This window comes from Plantactinospora mayteni, assembly GCF_016862935.1.
Lineage (GTDB): Bacteria > Actinomycetota > Actinomycetes > Mycobacteriales > Micromonosporaceae > Plantactinospora > Plantactinospora mayteni.
Window position 1 is genome coordinate 1 of the sequence record NZ_BONX01000024.1, and the last position, 19,163, is coordinate 19,163.

At 68.7% G+C, this 19,163-nt stretch carries 18 protein-coding genes and 2 pseudogenes; 12 read left to right on the forward strand and 8 right to left on the reverse strand.

Annotated features, from left to right (window positions below; genetic code table 11):
• The first annotated feature begins 88 nt into the window (after nt 1-88).
• The 4 genes from Pma05_RS18765 (at nt 89) to Pma05_RS18780 (ending at nt 4,741) form a co-directional block, all read left to right on the forward strand.
• Nucleotides 89-556, forward strand: coding sequence for an SRPBCC family protein (locus tag Pma05_RS18765; protein WP_372441497.1), 468 nt, complete (start codon nt 89-91; stop codon nt 554-556).
• A 293-nt stretch (nt 557-849) separates the two neighbouring features.
• Complete coding sequence (locus Pma05_RS18770) at nt 850-1,194, forward strand: YciI family protein (RefSeq protein ID WP_203858797.1); 345 nt, start codon at nt 850-852, stop codon at nt 1,192-1,194.
• A gap of 74 nt (nt 1,195-1,268) precedes the next feature.
• Nucleotides 1,269-2,474 (forward strand): RNA polymerase sigma factor, encoded by a 1,206-nt coding sequence (locus Pma05_RS18775; protein ID WP_203858796.1) that lies wholly within the window; start codon nt 1,269-1,271, stop codon nt 2,472-2,474.
• 401 nt (nt 2,475-2,875) lie between these two features.
• Entirely contained in the window at nt 2,876-4,741 is a 1,866-nt protein-coding gene (locus Pma05_RS18780; protein WP_203858746.1) for a LamG-like jellyroll fold domain-containing protein, read from the forward strand.
• A gap of 58 nt (nt 4,742-4,799) precedes the next feature.
• On the opposite strand, the gene Pma05_RS18785 is transcribed toward Pma05_RS18780, so the two are convergent.
• The 4 genes from Pma05_RS18785 to Pma05_RS18800 all read right to left on the reverse strand — a co-directional run bounded on the left by Pma05_RS18785 (nt 4,800) and on the right by Pma05_RS18800 (nt 9,505).
• Nucleotides 4,800-5,420 (reverse strand): Fic family protein, encoded by a 621-nt coding sequence (locus Pma05_RS18785; protein ID WP_203858747.1) that lies wholly within the window; start codon nt 5,418-5,420, stop codon nt 4,800-4,802.
• 4 nt (nt 5,421-5,424) lie between these two features.
• Nucleotides 5,425-6,588 carry a hypothetical protein gene (locus tag Pma05_RS18790; RefSeq protein WP_203858748.1) on the reverse strand — a complete coding sequence of 388 codons (1,164 nt, stop codon included), beginning with the start codon at nt 6,586-6,588 and terminating at the stop codon, nt 5,425-5,427.
• 694 nt (nt 6,589-7,282) lie between these two features.
• On the reverse strand, nt 7,283-7,936 hold the full coding sequence (locus tag Pma05_RS18795) for a class I SAM-dependent methyltransferase (RefSeq protein ID WP_203858749.1): 654 nt from the start codon (nt 7,934-7,936) through the stop codon (nt 7,283-7,285).
• Between the two features lie 183 nt (nt 7,937-8,119).
• Complete coding sequence (locus tag Pma05_RS18800) at nt 8,120-9,505, reverse strand: hypothetical protein (RefSeq protein WP_203858750.1); 1,386 nt, start codon at nt 9,503-9,505, stop codon at nt 8,120-8,122.
• A gap of 300 nt (nt 9,506-9,805) precedes the next feature.
• Between Pma05_RS18800 and Pma05_RS18805 the strand changes: the two genes are divergently transcribed.
• The gene (locus Pma05_RS18805; protein ID WP_203858751.1) at nt 9,806-9,949 is read left to right on the forward strand and encodes a hypothetical protein; all 144 of its coding nucleotides are present in this window, start codon (nt 9,806-9,808) and stop codon (nt 9,947-9,949) included.
• A gap of 294 nt (nt 9,950-10,243) precedes the next feature.
• Here the strand turns inward: Pma05_RS18805 and Pma05_RS18810 are convergent, their stop codons facing one another.
• Nucleotides 10,244-11,239 (reverse strand): helix-turn-helix transcriptional regulator, encoded by a 996-nt coding sequence (locus Pma05_RS18810; protein ID WP_203858752.1) that lies wholly within the window; start codon nt 11,237-11,239, stop codon nt 10,244-10,246.
• Nucleotides 11,240-11,726: 487 nt separating this feature from the next.
• Nucleotides 11,727-12,029, reverse strand: coding sequence for a metal-sensitive transcriptional regulator (locus tag Pma05_RS18815; protein WP_203858753.1), 303 nt, complete (start codon nt 12,027-12,029; stop codon nt 11,727-11,729).
• Between the two features lie 83 nt (nt 12,030-12,112).
• Here Pma05_RS18815 and Pma05_RS18820 point away from each other — a divergent pair, with 83 nt between their 5' ends.
• Nucleotides 12,113-12,367, forward strand: coding sequence for a heavy-metal-associated domain-containing protein (locus Pma05_RS18820; protein WP_203858754.1), 255 nt, complete (start codon nt 12,113-12,115; stop codon nt 12,365-12,367).
• A 60-nt stretch (nt 12,368-12,427) separates the two neighbouring features.
• A complete protein-coding gene (locus Pma05_RS18825; RefSeq protein ID WP_203858755.1) occupies nt 12,428-13,867 on the forward strand; it encodes an MFS transporter in 1,440 nt (479 codons plus the stop codon).
• Nucleotides 13,868-14,138: 271 nt separating this feature from the next.
• On the opposite strand, the pseudogene Pma05_RS44335 reads toward Pma05_RS18825, so the two are convergent.
• Nucleotides 14,139-14,267: pseudogene (locus tag Pma05_RS44335) on the reverse strand (IS256 family transposase); the annotation flags it as partial.
• A 77-nt stretch (nt 14,268-14,344) separates the two neighbouring features.
• A pseudogene (locus Pma05_RS44340) lies at nt 14,345-14,692 on the reverse strand (helix-turn-helix domain-containing protein); the annotation flags it as partial.
• On the opposite strand from Pma05_RS44340, the gene Pma05_RS18835 reads away from it, so the two are divergent.
• The 5 genes from Pma05_RS18835 to Pma05_RS18855 all read left to right on the forward strand — a co-directional run bounded on the left by Pma05_RS18835 (nt 14,600) and on the right by Pma05_RS18855 (nt 19,158).
• Nucleotides 14,600-14,869 carry an OmpA family protein gene (locus Pma05_RS18835; RefSeq protein ID WP_203858756.1) on the forward strand — a complete coding sequence of 90 codons (270 nt, stop codon included), beginning with the start codon at nt 14,600-14,602 and terminating at the stop codon, nt 14,867-14,869. The pseudogene Pma05_RS44340 and the gene Pma05_RS18835 sit on opposite strands and share 93 nt — an antisense overlap.
• Before the next feature lie 384 nt (nt 14,870-15,253).
• Nucleotides 15,254-16,510, forward strand: coding sequence for an ABC transporter substrate-binding protein (locus Pma05_RS18840; protein WP_203858757.1), 1,257 nt, complete (start codon nt 15,254-15,256; stop codon nt 16,508-16,510).
• The gene (locus Pma05_RS18845; protein WP_203858758.1) at nt 16,507-17,544 is read left to right on the forward strand and encodes a Gfo/Idh/MocA family protein; all 1,038 of its coding nucleotides are present in this window, start codon (nt 16,507-16,509) and stop codon (nt 17,542-17,544) included. The genes Pma05_RS18840 and Pma05_RS18845 overlap by 4 nt, the downstream gene beginning before the upstream one ends.
• A gap of 94 nt (nt 17,545-17,638) precedes the next feature.
• Entirely contained in the window at nt 17,639-18,325 is a 687-nt protein-coding gene (locus tag Pma05_RS18850; protein ID WP_203858759.1) for an amidohydrolase family protein, read from the forward strand.
• A complete protein-coding gene (locus tag Pma05_RS18855) occupies nt 18,322-19,158 on the forward strand; it encodes an amidohydrolase family protein (RefSeq protein WP_203858760.1) in 837 nt (278 codons plus the stop codon). Before Pma05_RS18850 ends, Pma05_RS18855 begins: the two co-directional genes overlap by 4 nt.
• Nucleotides 19,159-19,163 lie beyond the last annotated feature (5 nt).

The following is a 19,163-nucleotide window of genomic DNA, read 5'->3' on the forward strand; positions in this document are numbered from 1 at the left end:
TTGCGCCGAGCCGGCACGTGCGCGGACTGCCGATTTGAGCGCGCGTGCCAGCGATAGATCCCAGAGTGCCGAGGGTAGGTTCAACGCCATGAACTCGACACGGGTCTCCCAGCACGTTCGTGCCTCGCGTCCAGCCGTCTACCGCGCCTTGCTGGATGCGGACGCCATCGCGAAGTGGCGGGTGCCGGCCGGCATGAGCAGCCACGTGCATGAATTTGACGCCCGCGAAGGTGGTTCCTTCCGCATTTCGCTTACCTACGACGCGCCGGAGCGCTCCGGCAAGTCGGCGGCACACACTGACACGTACCATGGCCATTTTCTGAAGCTCGTGCCAGACGAACAGGTCGTCGAAGTGATCGAGTTCGAGACCACCGACATCGCGTTCGCCGGCATTATGACGATGACCACGACGCTTGCCGATAAAGATGGTGGCACTGATGTCCTCGTCGTACACGAAGGCATTCCCGACGGCGTCCCCGCCGCCGACAACGAGACCGGCACGCGTATGGCCCTGGAGAGTCTTGCCCGGCTCGTGGAGGCGATCGAGCGTTCCTGAAACCGGCGGCGTGTTGTTCACGTCAGACGGGACGGCAGTACGGTGCTGCGGGGACAGGGAGCCGACTGGTGCATGCCGTGACTGTCAGGTCGGCAAGGTGGCGGGCGGAGCGGGTTCGCCCAGGTGTGCTGGCTGCGGAGCCGAGACCCGGTCGGCGGTGCCTGCGTGCGCGGCAACGCGACGTGCCCGGACGGGCGTTCGCCGTATGGGAGATTTCGTCCGGGCTGCTGTCGAAACCAGCCGGTCCCGTTCGTCGGGTTAGAGAGTTGACCGTCAACAAGGAGGAGGGTCTGATGCCCCAGTACGCAGTTGTGGTTTACCAGCCGGCACCGGCTGACCCGATGGAGATCTCGGCCGAGTACGCGGAGGCGCTGGAGCGGTACCCGGCGCAGGTCGAGGAGTTGGGCGGGCGCGGGGTTGCGGGGTATGCGCTGCAACCGAGTACCACGGCGACTGCGGTGCGTGGTGACATCATCACTGACGGCCCGTTCGTTGAGGCCAAGGAGGTCGTCGCCGGATTCTTCGTTCTGGAGGCGCCCGATCTGGACGTCGCCCTGAAGATCGCCAAGCTCAATCCGGTGTACCTGGACGGCGGGGGTGTGGAGGTCCGGCCGTTGTTCGTCCCGCCGGCCGAGTGAGCCTCGGCGACAACGGAGGTACGGCGGCGGCCGAACGCGCCGTGACGGAGGCGCACCGTCGCGAGTGGGCCTTCGTGCTCGCCGCGACGGCGCGCGTCGTCGGGGACCTCGACGTGGCCGAGGAGTGTGTCCAGGATGCCTACCTCGCGGCGCTGGAGACGTGGGCGCGTGAGGGTGTGCCCCGCAGGCCCGGTGCCTGGCTCACCACCACGGCCAAACGCAGGGCGCTCGACGTACTGCGCCGGGAGCGGATACTCCGAGCGAAGATGCCCCTGCTGGTGGAGCCGGGCGAGGTCGAGATGGACGAGTTCGACGGCGAGTCGATCCCCGATGACCGGCTGCGCCTGATCTTCACCTGTTGCCATCCCGCGCTGGCCCGGGAGGCCCAGGTGGCGTTGACCCTGCGTCTGGTGTGCGGGGTCAGCACCGCCGACATCGCGAGAGTGTTCCTGGTCTCGGAGCCGACGATGGCCGCGCGGGTGACCCGGGCCAAGAAGAAGATCTCGGTGGCGCGGATCCCGTACCGGGTGCCGGACGCCGCCGAGCTGCCCGAGCGGCTGGACACGGTGCTGAGCGTCGTCCACCTGCTCTACACCACCGGCCACACGGCCTCGTCAGGCACCGATCTGGTCCGCGCCGACGTGATCGACCACGCGCTGAACCTCGCTCGCATGATCTTGGCCCTCATGCCTGACGAACCGGAGGTCCGCGGGCTGCTCGCGCTGGTGCTGCTTACCGACGCCCGACGGGCCACCCGTACCGACGCCCAGGGTCGGCTCCTGCTCCTGGAAGAGCAGGACCGTTCCGGCTGGGACCGTGCCGCCATCGAGGAGGGAGGCCGCCTCCTGGCGGGCGCCTTCCGCACCGGCCGTGTCGGCCGGTACACGTTGCAGGCCGCCATCGCCTGCCTGCACGCTGTCGCGGTCAGCTACGCCGCGACCGACTGGCATCACATCCTGCGCCTCTACGACCAACTGCTGTCGGTCTGGCCCTCGCCGGTCGTCGCCCTCAACCGGGCTGTAGCGGTGTCGATGGTGGCCGGTCCCCAGGCCGCCCTCGATGAACTCGATGCCCTGGAACGGGACGGCCGACTCGCCGGCTACCACTACCTGCCGGCCATCCGCGCCGATCTGTTGCGCCGCCTCGACCGCCCCGGCGAGGCCGCTGTCGCCTACCGGGCGGCGTTGGACCTCGCCGACAACGAGGCCGAGCGGGAGTTCCTCGCCGCACGCCTCTCCGAGGCTGTCGATCCCGGATCCGGTCGCTCGCCGGAAGGGTAGACGACCGATCGGAAGGAATCCTCATGCAGGGGTGGCGGCAGCGGCCGTCTTTCTCGCCAGCGCCGACAACTCCCGGCGAGGTGGTTGGTGCGCTGGCGGCCTGGGCACGGTGATCCTCGTCGGGGCGGCGCGTCCACGCCGTCCCGCCGAGCGCCCTGGCGGTGGCGCTGGTCTGTGCCGAACACCTGGGTACGCGCTGACCGCACCGTACTGATCCGGCCAGCGTCCTGTTGCGGCGTCACGAGTACTCCCTCGGAGCCGGTGGCCCGGCCATCGCCGGTTCTGGTCCGACCAGGGCGATCTTCGGTTGGCGGCATGCTGCCGTTCAGTACGGGGTCGCGGGTTGCTCACCTGGGCACGGGACAGTCCGGGCAAGGCCCGATCACCTGCTTGGAGACCAGATGGCAACGAACGGCGATCACCGGCGGGTCGATAGGCGCGCGCTGTTGCAGGCCGCGCTCGCCGCGCCTGCGGCCGGCGCCGGCGCCACCCTGCTCGGCGCCGCGCCGACCCCCGCCGCCGCAGCGGCCGCCGGGGCGTTCGACCCGCAGAGCCCCCGGTTCGCCATCGCGGTGCTGCCGGACACCCAGTACCTCTTCGACGAGGACAGCTCCGACCCGGAGCCGTTGAAGGCGACGTTCCGTTACCTGGTCGAGGAGCGCCGGGACACGAACATCGCGTTCATGACACACCTCGGTGACGTCACCGAACACGGCAGCGAACACGAGATCGCCATCGCCGGGAAGACCTTCGGCGTACTCGACGGCAAGCTGCCGTACAGCGTCCTCGCCGGCAACCACGACGTCCGGGGCGGCGACGACCAGCGCGGCGACAGCGTCTACCTGCGTACCTTCGGGCCGCGGCGGTTCACCAGGATGCCGACCTTCGGCGGCGCGTCGCCGGACGGCTACAACAGCTTCCACGTGCTGCGGGCAGGTGGCCGGGACTGGCTGGTGCTGGCGCTCGACTGGCGGGCCTCGGACAAGGGTCTGGCCTGGGCGCAGCAGGTGCTCGACGCGCACCGTACGCTGCCGGTGATCCTCACCACCCACGACCTGGCCTGGGCCGACGAGGCCGGCCAGGCGCGGTTGTCGGAGAACGGGCAGCGACTCTGGGACCGGCTGATCCGGGACAACGACCAGATCTTCCTCAGCCTGGGCGGTCACTACTGGCCGCCGGGCCGGACCACGCTCAGCAACGCCGCCGGCAACGACGTGCAGGTGCACATCACCAACTACCAGGACCGCTACTACGGTGGGGCGGGAATGATCCGCCTGTACCACTTCGATCTGGCCCGCAACGTCGTCGACGTCGAGACCTTCGCGCCCTGGTTCCTCGCCCGCGACCCGGCCAGGCGGACGCCGCTGGAGGCCGAGACCATCGAGCTGACCGGTCCGGTCGACCGGTTCAGCATGCGGATCGACTTCGCCGCTCGGTTCGCCGGGTTCGCGCCGGTGCCCCCGCCCGCGCCCCGGCCGCCGGTGGCGGTGCTGCCGCGCGGCACCGTCGGATACTGGCGGTTCGACTCCTACGGCCTTTCCTCGGGTACGGCCGGCAGCCCGATCGCCGACGGCACCGTGGTGCGGGACCTGAGCGGAAACGGCAACGACCTGACCGTCGCGCGGATCGGCGCCGGCACCGCCGAGACCCTGACCTACTCGACCGAGCACCACCCCGGTCAGCCGGCCCACGCCAGTCTCCGCTTCGACGGCGGCAAGGGCCCGGATCGGGGCGCCATCCTGCGGGCCGGTCCGCACGCACCGATCAACAGCATGAAGTTCACCGACGGGTACACCATCGAGGCATTCGTCAAGCTGCCCGATCCCTACCAGGGCGACCACGCCTGGATGGGGATCATGAGCTGGGAGGGGCGCAGCGGGGACGCCGGCAAGACCACCGGCTGGTCTCCGCTGGAGTGCACGTGCAGCCTGAACATCTCCCCGGAACGGTTCCTCCAGTACGTCGTCTACGCCGACCGGCAGGACGCCGACCCGACCTCGTGGAGTCACGCCCTGCCGACCGGCCGCTGGACGCACATCGCAGTGGTGAACGACTCGCGGCGGACCGTTGTACACGTCGACGGTTCGAGGATCGCCCGCAACCCGAGTCAACCGTCGACCGGGATCGCCACCCTGGGCCGGCCGTTCGTCGTCGGGGCCACCTCGTTCGACCTGAAATACGGCCAGGGCTTCTACGGCTGGATCGGCGATATCCGGATAACCGCGAGGGCACTGCGCCCGAAGGACTTCCTCACCCCGTACGCGTAGGTACCGCTGCCGTCACTCCGCCCGCGAGCTGGTTCCGTCCGACGGCGTCGGTTCTCGCCTACCTGTTCGCCCGCAGCCAGCGGCGACGGGTGGCCGCGGCGATGCCGTGGACCAGCCGGGCCAGGTCCGCCGCTCCCTCGGCGTCGTCCGCGCGTCGCACCGTGGTGAGGATCGGTGCGGCCTCGTCGAGTTCGACGCGCTCGCGCAGCAGCACGAACTGGAGCACCAGCCCGGCCAGCCGAGCGTTCCCGTCGTCGTACGGGTGGAAGAAGGCGACGTCGAGGTAGGCCCGGGCGGCCCGGGCCGTCACCGGTGTCTCCCGGTCGGCGGTCTCGGCCAGGCATCCGGCGAACCGGTACTCGGTGTCGGCGTACAGCCCGTACCGCTCCCGGCCGTTCTTCGCGTACGCCGGTGCGCGGCGGAACGCCGCGACCGGGACACCACGGATGATCCGGTTCCACCGGGCCAGTAGGTCCGGGGTGAGGTCGGCCCCGGCGGCGGCTTCGCGCCGCACGTCGTCGTACGCGGTCAGCAACCGGCTCAGCCGTCCAGGGTCACGTCCGGTGGAGCCGCCGACGAAACCGACGAAGCCGTCACGAATCGCCGACACCGGCGCCTTCGGGTGTGGGACGATCTCCCGCCAGCCGACGGTGTCCCGCAACCGCTGCCACACCGCCAAGTGATCAGGCGAGGTCAACGGCCACCCGCCGGGCCAGATTCTCGGCCACCGACTCCACGACCGCTCTCGGTGGCTCCACCCAACTCTCGAAGCGGCCGGCGACCGCGTGTTCGAGCAGCTCCTCCCGGCGGGGGGACTCGATCCCGGCCGCGTCGAGAAACCAGTCGAGCACGGTCAGGCAGCAGCCGTACCAGCCCGACTCGTACTGCGTGCGGTCGCCGACCGCGGTCACCAGGTGCGCGACCGCGCGCTCCCACCCGGCCAGGTCGTCGGCGGCAAGCGGCAGGAATCGGTCGAACCGCTCCGCCACGTCGTCCAGCCAGTCGCGCCACTCCACCAGGGCCGCGGAAATCGTGCTCGCGGTCGCCTCCGGCGTGCTGACCGAGTGCGGAAAGCAGCACCAGGAGCCAACCGGGCCACCACCGAAGTCACCCTCGCCGACCGCCCACCGCCAACCCACCGCCCACCGCCCGTACCGGTCGACGAGCCCGGCCGAGATGTTCTCCAGCCACAGGTCTCTGAGCCGCCAGTCGGCCTCCGCGGACGGGGGTTCGGCTGCCGCGACCAACTCGCTCACCACCGCCCGGACCTCGTCCGGATCGAAGACCAGCTCCGGGCGATCGGTCTTCGCCCAGCTCAACTTGCTCGGATGGGGCAGACGACGGTCGTCGGGCATGTCGTAGACGGTGGTCCAGCCATCGCCCCGGACAGCCCGCCAGGCCGGCGGCTCGTCCGTACCGTCCGCTGCCGCCGGGGCCGCCGCCGCGAAGCGGCCACGGGCGTCGGTGGCCAGCTCGACCAGCAGTTCGTGCCAGGCCAGCACGGCGTCGGCGATGCGGGTCAGGGTCTCCTCCGGCGTCGTCACCGGAGGACGTCTCGCCCGCCAGAGCGGGATGACCCCACGGTCCTGGTGGTCCTCCATCGCGACGGTGTACCACCAGCCCACCACCCAGTCGCCCAGGTGCTCGACCAGCGCCTCCGTCATCCGGTCGTACCAGAAATCGGTGAGCCGCCAGTCGGTGCCGGGCGGCGGGACGTCGGCGGCCGGCGGCAGCACCCGCACCAGCTCCGCGACGCGGCCCGGGTCGAACGCGGGCCGGGTGGCGGGGTCGACGTCCTTCCAGGTGAGTCTCGAGAAGTCGGTGAGATTGACTCGGTCGATTGTCACACTCGGCCTTCCGTAGGGCAGCCGGCCAGCTTAACGGGTCCGCCCTCCGGCTCGCCGCCCCATTTTCGGCCGGTCGGCCTCGGCGCGGCGGTGGCCGCCCGCTTGGCCACGCCTGGTGCGTCGACCTGCACCCGGCGTGCCAGCGGGAGGCCACGAGGCCGCGCGTCCCCGGCAGCTACCGGGCAGTCGCGGTCTGCGGATGTGCGCCGGGTGATGAACGAACGGCTGGCCCTGCTGCCCGCGATGCCCCGGCACGACCCGAACGCCGCCCCTGGACGGCGGAGTCGACATCAAGGTCGTCCAGGAGGAGCTGGGCCACTCCTCCAGCACGCTCACCCGCGCGGCGAGGGTGTTCGTGGCACTCTTGCGCTCGTGGACGACGCCCCAGAGTTGGTCGTCACCCACCGAGTAGCAGCCGTGGAACTGTCGGACTCCGTGCGGCTTGCGGTAGTTCGCCGGGAGTCGGTGGGGGTCTCCATCAAACCCGGGGCTTGACACCGTCAACAGCCCCGACCGTGGTGGAACCTACCGCATCTGACCCCGACACCGGGACAGTCGTACGTGACGGCGACTCAAAGCCTGGCGCGCCGCACCAGCGGCAGGAGTGTGTACCGTCGAAGGCGAGCATCGGTCGGCAGGCCCGCCATGCCGTCGACGGTCACTGCGACCCACTGTGCGGACGCGCGTCAGCGAGCTACGACATCCCGGGCTTGCGGGCTAGGAGGAAGGCCTGCTGGACCTTCTCGCGCGCCTCCGGCCCGCGGAGCAGCCGGGTGTGTTCGACCAGACCGGCCTGGATCAACAGCTCGGCGATATGATCAGGTGCCAACCGGTAGGCGTCGAGCGACACGCTGTGGCCGTACCCCTGCTCGATGTGCTGACGCTCGTTGCCGGCTTGGAACGCGACTAGTACATGGCCGCCCGGAGCCAGCACCCGGTGAAACTCGGCGCATACCACCGGCAAGAGCTCTGGTGGTGTGTGGATGATCGAGTACCAGGCGACGATGCCGCCGACAGAGCCGTCCTTCAGGTCCAGTTCGGTCATGGAACCCTCGTCGAACCGCAGATCAGGGTATGTCCTGCGAGCCTCCGCCACCATCGCTGGCGACAGGTCGATGCCGAAGGCGGTTAAACCAAGAGAGCGCAGGTGTGCCGTAATGCGGCCTGGGCCGCAACCGAGGTCGGCGACCGATCCGGCGCCGGCGGACCGCACAAGTTTCGCGAACGCCGCAAGCATCGCGAGGTCCAGCGGTGTTTCCGGAGGTTCCGTACTCAGGAGGTTGGCATAGTCAACGGCGACGGTGTCGTAGGCGGCACGGGTGGCGCTCAAGTAGGACGGCTCGGTCACTTAGAGGATCGTAGCCGCTGCCGGTGCCCGGCTGCCGACAGCGACTTCAGTGATCACCACCACCGGACAGTTCGGACTGCTCAGGACACACACATTTCGGCCACGACCGCGCGTCGACTGTCTCCGCACATCCGTCACACGCTGTAACGTCCGTCCGCGAAACGACCGGGCGTGGGTACCGGGTCATACACGATCAGCGGCAGTGGGGGTTGGGCTGGGGCGGGTGACGGTGAAAGCGCCGTTGCCGAGGGACAGTGATATTCCGGCGGTGTACGAGAGGGTGTGGGGGGCGGTGAGCGCGGCTGTGCGTAGCGACAGACGCGCCGGTCGCGGGAACTTCACCGCTCGCAGTCCCCACCTGTCGTCGCCGTCCGGAACGGCGAGGTTGACCACCGCTGTGGCGTCGCGTACCGCGCCGAACTGGGTGTGGGCGGCGGTGTAGGCGGCCAATGTGAGCTGGGCCTGTGCGGGTTGGTCAACCACCGTGGGCTGGCGTGAGCCGGTCGGAACCACCGCCTGGGCCCAGTGGTCGGCTGGGGACCGGTCCGCGATCCGGTCGGCCAGGCTGGGACTCCTAGTGAGCCATTCCTCTGCCAACCTTTGGAACGCCTGGTCGCGCGCCGCCCGGGGCTGACTGGTGGCGGTGAGTACCCTAGTGCCGGCTCCGGCGAGGGCGTCACACATCTCCCGCAGGGGAACCCGGCCGACGACGTGTGAGTAGCGCACCGACCTGATCTCCAGCATCGCCTGGTGGAGCACCATGGCGGCATCCAACGCCGCACCCCGCAGTGGTGACCGCTTGATCTGCCGGGGCGCGCGCCGGCCCGCGCTGCGGTCGGGGGTGTCCGCGTCCGCGGCCCGGCCGGCGTGCGACAGGTGCCACGACGGGTCGTCGAACCCGACGGTGGCCGAGGCGGCGCGGAGGTGGCCCTGGGCGCCGACCCGAACCTCGACCACGTCCGGATCGGCGGCCACGGTCGCACCGGCTCTGTCATCGCTGTCGAACCGCACGGCCCAGACATCGTCGAGGAACAGTTGAACGACAGCGTCCCCGTGGTCATCCGAGGCGGCGTAGCGGCGCGGAGCCACCAGGGCGACGTAGCCGGAGAGTGCCTGCCCGGCGCGTTCCACCCGCACAGTGCGGACCTCGGCACGGGACAGGTCGTAGTCCGTCGTGACGCTCGCAACGGCCGTCGTGGTCAGCGGCACGACGCCGGGCCATACCTGTCGCCGGTAGTCGCGGTAGTGCACGACACGGTCGACGAGCGCGGGCAGCAGGGGCTCCAGCCGGTGACCGGCGATCGCGGCCTGCTCGATCATCCACGCCCGACGGGACAGTCCCAGGTCTGCCATCCACACGAGCGCGGCCCTCGCGCGCCGCTCACGCAACCATCCCGGACGGCTAAGCACCGTCTCGAAAAGTGGGAAGGTGTTGTTGTCCCAGACGTCCGCGATCCGGGCGACAGCCTGCCGATCGAAGTAGCGGCCATCGGCCGTCAGTTCCCCGATCCCGGCCACCGACCGGTCTAGCAACGCGGCGAACATCAACATGGCAGAAGACCCGGTCATGACCACGGAAGCCTAAGGACGACCCGACGCGCCCGTCCAAACCACAGGCCTCGAACCCGACTCATCCGCGATCACGCCCTCTCATCAGAGCAGGAGCGTGCGCCGGAGGCCCGACAGGGGGCCCTGCGACCGGTGTACGGACGGTGACGAGCGCCGTGGCTCTCCGCCGCCTCGCGGCAGATCCGGATACCCGAGCACGGAGCTACACCATATCGATAGCGGCGACGTCGGGTAGTCGCTACGGTGCTCGCCACGGATAGCCGAGACCGACAGGGGACGGATGACGCTGGCGCTCAAGGGGTGCCCGGCGCGTTGTGGACTCAGGCCGGCCTACCACGCGTGGCCTTCGCCTTCACGACCTTCGCCGACAAAATCGCCGAGATCAATCTGATCGCGAACTCCGATCACCTCCACATGCTCGATCTGGTGATGCTCGACGACTGACACACCTAGCGCAAACACGGATCCCGCCTTCGAACGGGGGCCTGTCTCGCCAACGGCCCTGGCTCACATTCGGTGGTAGCAGTGTGTAGTGGACAGTTTGCCCCGACCATCGAGCTCGACCAACTTGGACGTATCGACACAAAGCTTCACGTGGATCATGATTGCGGCGTTCCTCGTGAAGCCCGGCCAGCCTCGCGAGCACAGTTTGCGGCGCCGCTACCGACTGTCACCACCGAATGTGAGCCAGAGCCCTTAGATCCACAGACCCCGCAGCGGTGACTGCGTACGGTCTCCTCAGTCGAGCCAGCCGAGCTTGGCGGCGCGGACTCCCGCCTGAAATCGGCTGCGGGCATCCAACGTCGACATGATTTCGCTGACCAGCCTGGTGACGGTACGGGTCGACGTACCGAGGCTGCGCGCGATCGCTTCGTCCTTGAGGCCTGACGAGAGCATCCTGACGATAGCTTGCTGCTGCTCGCTCGGGTGGGCGGACGCCATGGACTGGGGCACGTCTTCCAGGTCGGACGCAAGGATCCAGCAGTAGTCGAAGATGGCGGCGAGCGAGGCGACCAGTGCCCCTCCGCGCAGCAGGACGGCTCCGAACTCGTAGTCCCGGGGATCGATCTGCATGATCGCGTTCTGTCGGTCGAAGATGATGAGCCGGGTCGGAATCAACGTCGCCAGCCGGATCTCGACGCCCATTTCGGTCTGAGCGTTCGCGGCCCACCGCCAACCTTTGTCCGAGGCCGACTGCTGGCTGTACAAGTTGCGTATCCGTATGTCGCGGGCGCGTAAGGCGCTGTATCGCTCCAAGCCTTGTGTCAAGGATGCCATCGACAGGGTGGGTGGTGGCTGCATCGCCATCATGTCGTGTCTGGTGATCTCGCCGAGTTCGTCGATTGTCTGGTTGATGCGGTCTCGGTCACCGATGAGTTCGACGTGTTTGCTCTCCGCTGCGCCGTGAGATAGCGGCAGGTAGTCGGCGACCAATGAGTCGATTGACGCCTGTAGATTGTGGAGCTGTTCGGTGAGCGACCGCAGTCCACTGCGGCCCCCGCTCAGGATGCGGGAGAAGGCGGCCGCCGGGTCGACGGCGGTGTCCGTGACGGGGTGGAGCAGCCCGAGAGCGAGCAACCCGTCCCGGGCCTGGCCCAGGTCAGCGTCGTCCATGGCTAGAGCGGTGGCGGCCAGCGCTGCGGTTTCCCGGTGTTGCCGCATCCGGGCATAGAGGGTCTTCGTGGGTTGGTCGTTCGCGACCGAGCCCTTGGGTCGGTCGTGAGCCTCGTTCATCGGTCACCTGCCGCGATGAGGTGGCGCCGACGCAGCCGACTCGGGCTCTGGCGAGTTTCGGCCATGGCGATCTCCAGAATTGTTGATCTATGGAATCCGGGCGGTCATGGCAGCAGACTTCCCGTTGCCAGGGATTCCGAGGGGGATGGACATGACGTGGTCGTCTGGGACGGAACTTACGTGCCGATGGTTTCCGACTTCGACGGGTGCGGCCGGTGGTGGTGCGGAACTCCGTATTCGGTCGTACTCGGTCTACAGCCGCTCGCCGCCCCCGCCGTGGGGGCGAACGGGCGACGCTGTCAGCGCGGCGGGCGACTGCCCGCTTGTCGACGGTTGATGGCGGAGCGGTACGGCCAGCTGCGCTGACGGTAGGCACTTCCTGCTGTCGGCCGGGATGTGCCGGCGCGGCGGCAACATGGAAGGGCGCCTGCTTCCGGGGCTGGCGTCGCGCCGGATGCCGCCGACCTGCTCCGGATCGCGCGTCAGGTCAACCGCGTTTCATGAGGCGGCCGACGGCGGCCATCATCTCGGTAGCCATCTCGTCGGCACGTCCTTCGGCGGCGCCTTCGTGCATGCAATGGCGGGCGTGGCCGTCGAGCAGGCCGAGGGCGACCTTGTCCAGCGCGGCCTGGATCGCGGAGATCTGGGTGAGGACGTCGATGCAGTAACGGTCGTCCTCGACCATCTTCCCGATGCCGCGGACCTGTCCTTCGACACGTCGCAGCCGGGCGAGCAACTGGTCCTTGCTGGCGGTGTATCCACGGGTCGGGGACGGGTCGGGCGTGGTCATACATCAACTATAGCGAACCCCCCGGGGGTATGCTACGTTCCTTCCCGACCGGTACCCCTACCGGGTACCCGTATAGGAGGTTCATGATGTGCACCAGTTGTGAGACGGCTGCCGCGCAGGCCGTACCGACGACCGGCGAGGGCCGGGAGTTCGTCGTGGCGGGGATGTCCTGCCAGCCATGTTCCACCAAGGTCGCTACCGCGGTACGCGCGGTACCCGGCGTCACCGACGTCCGGGTGGAGTTGTCGGAGCGGCGGGTCACCGTCGCGGGCACGGCCGAGGAGAGCCAGATTCACGCCGCGATCGTTGGCGCCGGCTACACGATCACCAATCCCTGACTCTGGGGTACCAAACCGCTAGGCCTGGGCACAAACGCCTCGGCCGGAATAGGACTTGTCATGTTGTCGTCGTCCCGGCGTTGGTGGGCGTTGGCGCTCATCGCCGCGGCCCAGTTCATGGTCATCATGGACACCTCGATCATCGGGGTGGCCCTGCCCCGCATGCAGGAAGATCTTGGGTTCTCGCAGGAGAACCTGTCGTGGGTGTTCAACGCCTACGTCGTTGCGTTCGGTGGTCTGCTACTGCTGGGCGGGCGGCTGTCGGACCTGTTCGGCGCCCGCAGGATGTTCGCCACCGGCTGGGCGGTCCTGCTGGTCGGTTCGGTGGTGGCCGGCGTCGCCGGTACGGTCGGCGTCGAGTTGATCGGGCGGGCGGTGCAGGGCGTCGGCGCCGCGCTGATCGCGCCGTCGGCACTGACCCTGCTGATGATGCTCTTCGGCGCCACCCCGAAAGAGCTGACCAAGGCCCTGGCGTTGTATGGGGCTGCGGCACCCGCCGGCGGCACGGCCGGGGTGTTCCTCGGAGGTCTGATCACCGAGTACGTCAGTTGGCCCTGGGTGTTCTACATCAACATTCCGATCGCGGTCCTGGCCCTGGCGGCGACCCCGGCGCTCATGCCCGGCGGAAACGCCGGAGGGCGCGGCTCGGTGGACGTGTTGGGCGCCGCCACGGTGACCGCCGGCCTGGGCGCGGCAGTGTACGCGATCGTCCGGGCGCCGGAGGTCGGCTGGGAATCGGCGCAGACCTTGCTCGTACTGGCCGGTGCCGCCGTGTTGCTCGGACTGTTCGTGGTCATCCAGGCCAACCGTCGCCAGCCGTTGATGCGACTGTCGATCCTGCGCACCCCGAACCTGGGTGCGGCTAACCTGGCGCAGTTGCTGTTGGGCGGGGCGTGGATCCCGATGTGGTTCTTCCTCAACCTGTATCTGCAGCAGGTCCTCGGCTACAGCGCTTTCCCCAGCGGCGCCGCTCTACTTCCGATGACGATTCTCATCATGGTCGGAATGATCGTCCTGGCCCCGAGGGCGATCGCCCGGTTCGGTCCGAAGGCCATGGTGGTCACCGGGCTCGCCGTCCTCGCGGTCGGCATGGGATGGCTGTCACTGATCCGCCCCGACGGCAACTTCTGGGTGGATGTCCTACCCGCCTCCCTGCTCGCCGCGCTGGGCATGTCCCTCGCCTTCATTCCGTCCCTCGGCACGGCCCTGTCCAGTGCCCGCCCGGAGGAGGGCGGGTTGGCGGCCGGGATCGTCAACACCAGCTACCAGGTCGGTTCCGCCCTCGGCCTGGCCGCGATGACCGCAGTGGCCGCGTCGTTCGGCGCGGACCAACTCGATAACCTTCCGGCCCTGACCGACGGGTTCTCCGCCGCGTTCGTCGGTGCCGCCGCGATCTCCGCGGTGGGCGCGGTGCTCGCCGCGGTCACCCTGCATACCGGCAGGCAGGCAGGGGCAGCGGAGACCACCAGCGATGCGGTTGCAGCAACCGCCAACCGCTAGCGCTCCGACACTCCTGGCTGACCCGGCCGCAGTCAAGGTTGTCCTGGCCCCGTTCGGGCCAGGACAACCTTGACCGGCGCCGTCGAGAGGCGGCATCAGGCTCGGCCCGCCGGTCGATCTCGGCCCCGTTGTCGGGCGCCGGCAGCCGTTTGATCCTCTCAGCGGCAGGCGGAGCCGACGATCGGTAACCTCCTACTCATGAGGCGCGATGTATGCCGACAAGCGCTATCGGCCCGCCTCGACGGGGAGGCAGAGGGCCAGGAGACGATTCTAGGATGTCTCGGGTGCCCTCGACCGTGACCGCGAGCGCGATATAGATCGGCCGGTTGGCGACCTTCTGTCCACGAACGCCGGATCGTTGGACAGCTTGAAGGTGCCGGACCGGTGGGGACGCAGGTCGTGGGCGCGCCACAGGTCGGCGATGAAGTTGTGCGACACCCGGACGTTCTCGTGCCGAGCCAGGAACGCGGCCATCTCCCGGCTCGACCAGTGCGTCAGCCCGGTCACCGCTGGTGGGGTCATCCGGGTCAGTGCGAGGATCCGCGCCCGAACCGAGCCGGGAACCTCGGCCGGCTTACCCGGCCGGGGCCGGTCGGCAAGGCCCGGCACACCCCGGTCGTGGTAGCGACGCACCCGCTCCCGGCGTACCAGCCGCGAGTGGTGGTGATCCGAGAACAAGGACACCGCAATCCACTTCCCCGAACTCGACAGCATGGCGGGCTCGGGGACGTCGTGCGCCCGGCTTCTGGCTCGGGGTCGAGTCTCGTCACGGCGGCCCAGATCCTCGGGGCCAATCTGAGTAGCCGGATGCGCATCGAGGGCCATACCGACACCACCGGTACGGCCGAGTCGAACCTCATCCTCAGCCGGGGCCCGAGCTGCGGCGGTGACGACTTCCTGGTCAGCCACGGCGTCACCGCCGACCGGTTGAGCGCCAAGGGGCTCGGGGCGAGGCGGCCCAAGGTGGCCGAAACCACCGCTGACAACCGGGCCGAGGGTTGACGGGTGGAGCTGGTCGTCAGCACCGCCATGTCGCCACCGGGGTCGCAGCCGATCAGCGGCGGCGCGGCCGAGTGACACGAACGCCTGGCACAACGCCTTCAACCGCCTCCGTTTGCGCGGCCCCTCACCGGTGGCGGGTCGCGACCGAACGCGGCGCGCCCGCCGGGTCTGTGGACCTAACGGGCGGGACCTTGATAGGTCCACAGTCCCCAGCCCGGCGCGGACGGTGGCGAACATGTGATGACCTGCTCGATCGATGTACCCCTTGACTTGGTCAATTACGGATGGCATCGTGCCCTCATTACGGACGACCGTTATGAGAGCTCCGGTGCGGAGGTGGATCGTATGCGGTTCTGGACTCGAGGTCGGGGGACGTCACGAAGGGTGTTGCTCGGCCTCGCCGGGGTGCTCGTCGCGGCGAGCGTGACGGCATGTATCCCCGGGGACGAGGGCAACTCATCTGGCGGCGACAGCAAGACTGTCGAATGGTGGACGATCAACCTCCAGAAGAGCTACAAGGTGTACATCGACGGGCTGATCAGCCAGTACGAGAGCCAGAACCCAGCCATCAAGATCAAGTGGGTCGACGTCCCGGCGACGGACATGCCCCAGAAGTTCCTGGCCGCGGTGTCCACCGGTAACCCGCCTGACGCGGTCAACCTCACATCGGCGCAGCTCGGTGCGTTCCGGCCCGCGCTGTCCGACCTCGGCGAGTTCTTCACCGACGAGGACCTCAAGGCCTACCAGCCCAGCTTGGTGGACGCGCTGGAGGCGAACGGCGTCCAGTCCGGCATCCCCTGGTACCACGGCGGCGGACTGATCAGCTACTACCGCAAGTCGGTGGTTGACAAGGTCGGGTTCACGGCCGACAAGGCACCCAAGACGTTCGACGAGGCGCTCGAACTCGCCCAGCAGATCAAGGACAAGACCGGCGTCTACGGCATGAACCTGCCGTTCGTGTTCACCATCCCGAGCTATTACGGCATCGAGGTGCTCAGCGCCGACAAGACCAAGGCGGCGTTCAACACCCCGCAGACGGTCGCAGTGCTCGAGAAGCTGAAGAAGTACTACGACTCGGGGGCCCTCGCCCCTGGCACCACCGAGAAGAACTGGCGCGAGTACCCGCAGTCGGTCCAGAACAAGCAGATCGCGATGGCGTCCGCCGACTTCGCCACCAGCCTCGTGGCGGTGGAGGAGAACGCGCCGGAGGTCTACCAGGACCTCGTCGTCGCGCCGGGCGTCCGTTCGCCGGAAGGCAAGTACCTGCTCAACGGCATGCAGACCTTCGTGATCCCGGCCAAGTCCGACAACAAGGCAGCCGCGGCCGACTGGCTCAAGTTCGTCACCGACGCGAAGAACGAAGTGGAGTTCTGCAAGCTGGTCGCGATCTTCCCAGGGACCGTCGACTCCTTGAACGACCCGTTCTTCACCGGGTCGAAGAGCGGCGCCCCTACGGACGTGGCGCGCCGGCTGGTGGCCAGCTCGGTGTCGGACGTCATCGACGTCACCTACGGGACCGAGCACGACGTCGAGCTGCAGGAGGCGCTGGAGGAACAGATCCGTGCGGTGCTGAGCGGAGCCAAGACGGCAAAGCAGGCGCTGGACGCTGCCGAGGCGGCCTGGAACGAGACGCTCGGATGACGTCCGGAACGCTCCGCGTCGGAGTCGTCGGCGCAGGAATCATGGCCAAGGGCAACGCGACCATGCTCGCGTCGCACCCCGCGGTCCGCCTCGCGGGCGTCGCGAGCCGGACCGTCGACGGAGCCCGTCGGTTCGCCGAGGAGGCAGGTGGCCTGCCGGTCTACGACGACTACGAGCAGCTGATCGGCTCGGGAGACATCGACGCGGTGGTGGTGACCACCCCCGACGACGTTCATGCCGACATCACCGTCGCGGCGGCGAAGGCTGGCCTACACGTGCTGGTGGAGAAGCCGTTCACGACGACCGTCGAGGATGCCGACCGAGCCGTGGCGGCGATCCGCGCCGCGGGTGTGGTGGCCATGTGCTTGTTCAACCACCGCTGGGTTCCGGCGTACGCGCAGGCTAAGGAGCTGCGCGGCACCCTGGGTGACGCGGTGGTCGGTTACGCCCGCAAGAACGACACGATCGACGTTCCGACTTCGATGATCGGGCCCTGGTCCGCCAGGACCACCTGCGCCTGGTTCCTGTCCAGCCACGACATCGACCTGATGACCTGGCTCATCGGCGCGCCGGTCGTCGAGGTCTTCGCGACCGCCCGGACCGGTTTCTTGCACAGCAAGGGGTTCGACACTCCGGATGCCGTGCAGATCCAGGCCCGCTATGCCGGCGGCGCGGTCGCGACCTTCGAGTCCGCCTGGATCTACCCGTCGACCTTCCCGACGGTGGTGGACAGCTACGTCACCCTGGCCTGCGAGCGCGGGGTGATGCAGGTCGACCGGCAGAAGGAGAACGTGGTCGTCGCGACCGAGGAGGCGTACAGCTACCCGCGCAACATGCTCCAGCGGATCCAGCACGGCGTCCCGGCGGGTGCCTACCGGGATGCCGTCCACCACTTCGTCGACTGCGCCCTGACCGGCACCGAGCCGCTGATCAGCATCGAGAGTTCGCGTGACGTCACCGCGGTGCTGGCCGCCGCGCACGAGTCCATCCGGACCCGTACGCCGCAGCCGGTCCGCGCGTTGGGTGCCGCCTGACATGGACGGGCCGAGTACTGAACTGGGAAGACGAGTACGGCTGACCGACGTCTCCGTGGCGCTCGGTCGGCACCCGCGGGCAGCAGCCGGGTCGGTGGCCGTCAAGCAGCTACTGGCCATGATGGACGGTTTCGGGATCGCGACCGCCGTGGTGTCGAACCTGGCCTCGCGGTGGCACGCACCGGCAGCGGGGAACCGGGAACTGGTCGAGATGCTCGACGGCGTCGATCGGCTGCATGCCTGCTGGACCGTATTGCCGGACGTGTGCGGGGAGATCGGCGCCGCTGACGAGTTCGTCGAGCGGGCACGTACGGCCGGGGTGGTCGCGGTGCGGGCCTTTCCCGCCGACCACCGCTACCGGCTTGACGGGCCGGACCTGACCGACCTGCACGGCGCGCTGGTGCGGGCGCGGCTGCCGCTGCTGGTGGAGGCGTCGCAGACCTCCTGGGAGGCGGTGGAGGCAGTGGCGCACCGGTTCGATGGACACACCCTGGTGATCGGTGATGTCGGTTACCGGTCGCTGCGCACGGTGGCCGGAGTGCTGTCGCGGTGCGACAACGTCTACCTCGACATCAGCTACCTGGCGTCGCACTGCGGACTCGAGTGGCTGGTTGGCAGGTTCGGGGCCGGCCGCTTCCTGTTCGGCACGGGCTCGCCGCTGCGTGACCCGGCCGAGGTGGTGACCCGGCTGCTGTGGTCCGAACTCGACGACGACGCCGTGACGCAGATCGGCAGCGGGACCGCCGGCCGGCTGTTCCGGACGGAACGGAAACCCTCATGAGCCTTGCGGCGGACCTCGAAACCGCGGTATTCGACCGGGTCCCGCAGCGTGCGGTGTCCATCGTCGACGCGCACGCCCACGTCGGGCCATACAGCGAGTTCTTCATACCGCAGTGCGAGCCGGCCGACCTGGTCCGCGTGATGGACCGCTGCGGTGTCGACCGGGCCGTACTCTCCAGCCATCTCGCCATCCAGCTCGACGCCCGCAGCGGCAACGAGGCCACCGCGGCGGCGGTGGCGGCACATCCCGACCAACTCGCGGGCTACCTCGTCGTCAACCCGTGGCAGAATCCGGCCGAGGAACTGGCCCGCTGGGGGGATGACCCACGGTTCGTGGGTGTCAAGCTGCATCCGGACCTGCACGCGTACCCGCTCACCGGGTCGCGCTATGCCCCGGTGTGGGAGTTCGCGGAACGATCCGGTTGCCTGGTACTGACCCACACCTGGACCGGTTCCCCGTTCGACGATCCGAAGCACCTCGGGATGGTGGCGGACCGGCATCCCGAGGTGGTGCTGCTGGCCGGGCACGCCGGGGCCCTACCCGAGGGGTTCGACCAGGCGATCGAGGTGGCAGCCGCACATCCGCGGGTGTTGCTGGAGATCTGTGGTTCGTACCACTCGGGGGCCACGATCACCCGGATGGTGCGCGCCCTCGGGGCATCGAAGGTGGTGTTCGGGTCGGACTTCCCGTTCATCGATCTTCGCTACTCGTTGGGCCGCCTGATCTTCGCCGATCTTGACACCGAGGACCGCATCGCCGTCCTCGGCGGCAATGCCTCGCGCCTCTTCGCCTGGCGAGGCCGTCCGCCCGCCGATGACCGCCCGACCGGATGAGGAGT

What these genes read in the sequence shown, in the direction of transcription:
- Pma05_RS18765 (WP_372441497.1), top strand. Translation starts at nt 89, where the DNA reads ATGAACTCGACACGGGTCTCCCAGCACGTTCGTGCCTCGCGTCCAGCC.
- Pma05_RS18770 (WP_203858797.1), top strand. Translation starts at nt 850, where the DNA reads ATGCCCCAGTACGCAGTTGTGGTTTACCAGCCGGCACCGGCTGACCCG.
- Pma05_RS18780 (WP_203858746.1), top strand. Translation starts at nt 2,876, where the DNA reads ATGGCAACGAACGGCGATCACCGGCGGGTCGATAGGCGCGCGCTGTTG.
- Pma05_RS18800 (WP_203858750.1), bottom strand. Translation starts at nt 9,505, where the DNA reads ATGACCGGGTCTTCTGCCATGTTGATGTTCGCCGCGTTGCTAGACCGG.
- Pma05_RS18810 (WP_203858752.1), bottom strand. Translation starts at nt 11,239, where the DNA reads ATGAACGAGGCTCACGACCGACCCAAGGGCTCGGTCGCGAACGACCAA.
- Pma05_RS18815 (WP_203858753.1), bottom strand. Translation starts at nt 12,029, where the DNA reads ATGACCACGCCCGACCCGTCCCCGACCCGTGGATACACCGCCAGCAAG.
- Pma05_RS18820 (WP_203858754.1), top strand. Translation starts at nt 12,113, where the DNA reads ATGATGTGCACCAGTTGTGAGACGGCTGCCGCGCAGGCCGTACCGACG.
- Pma05_RS18825 (WP_203858755.1), top strand. Translation starts at nt 12,428, where the DNA reads ATGTTGTCGTCGTCCCGGCGTTGGTGGGCGTTGGCGCTCATCGCCGCG.
- Pma05_RS18845 (WP_203858758.1), top strand. Translation starts at nt 16,507, where the DNA reads ATGACGTCCGGAACGCTCCGCGTCGGAGTCGTCGGCGCAGGAATCATG.
- Pma05_RS18855 (WP_203858760.1), top strand. Translation starts at nt 18,322, where the DNA reads ATGAGCCTTGCGGCGGACCTCGAAACCGCGGTATTCGACCGGGTCCCG.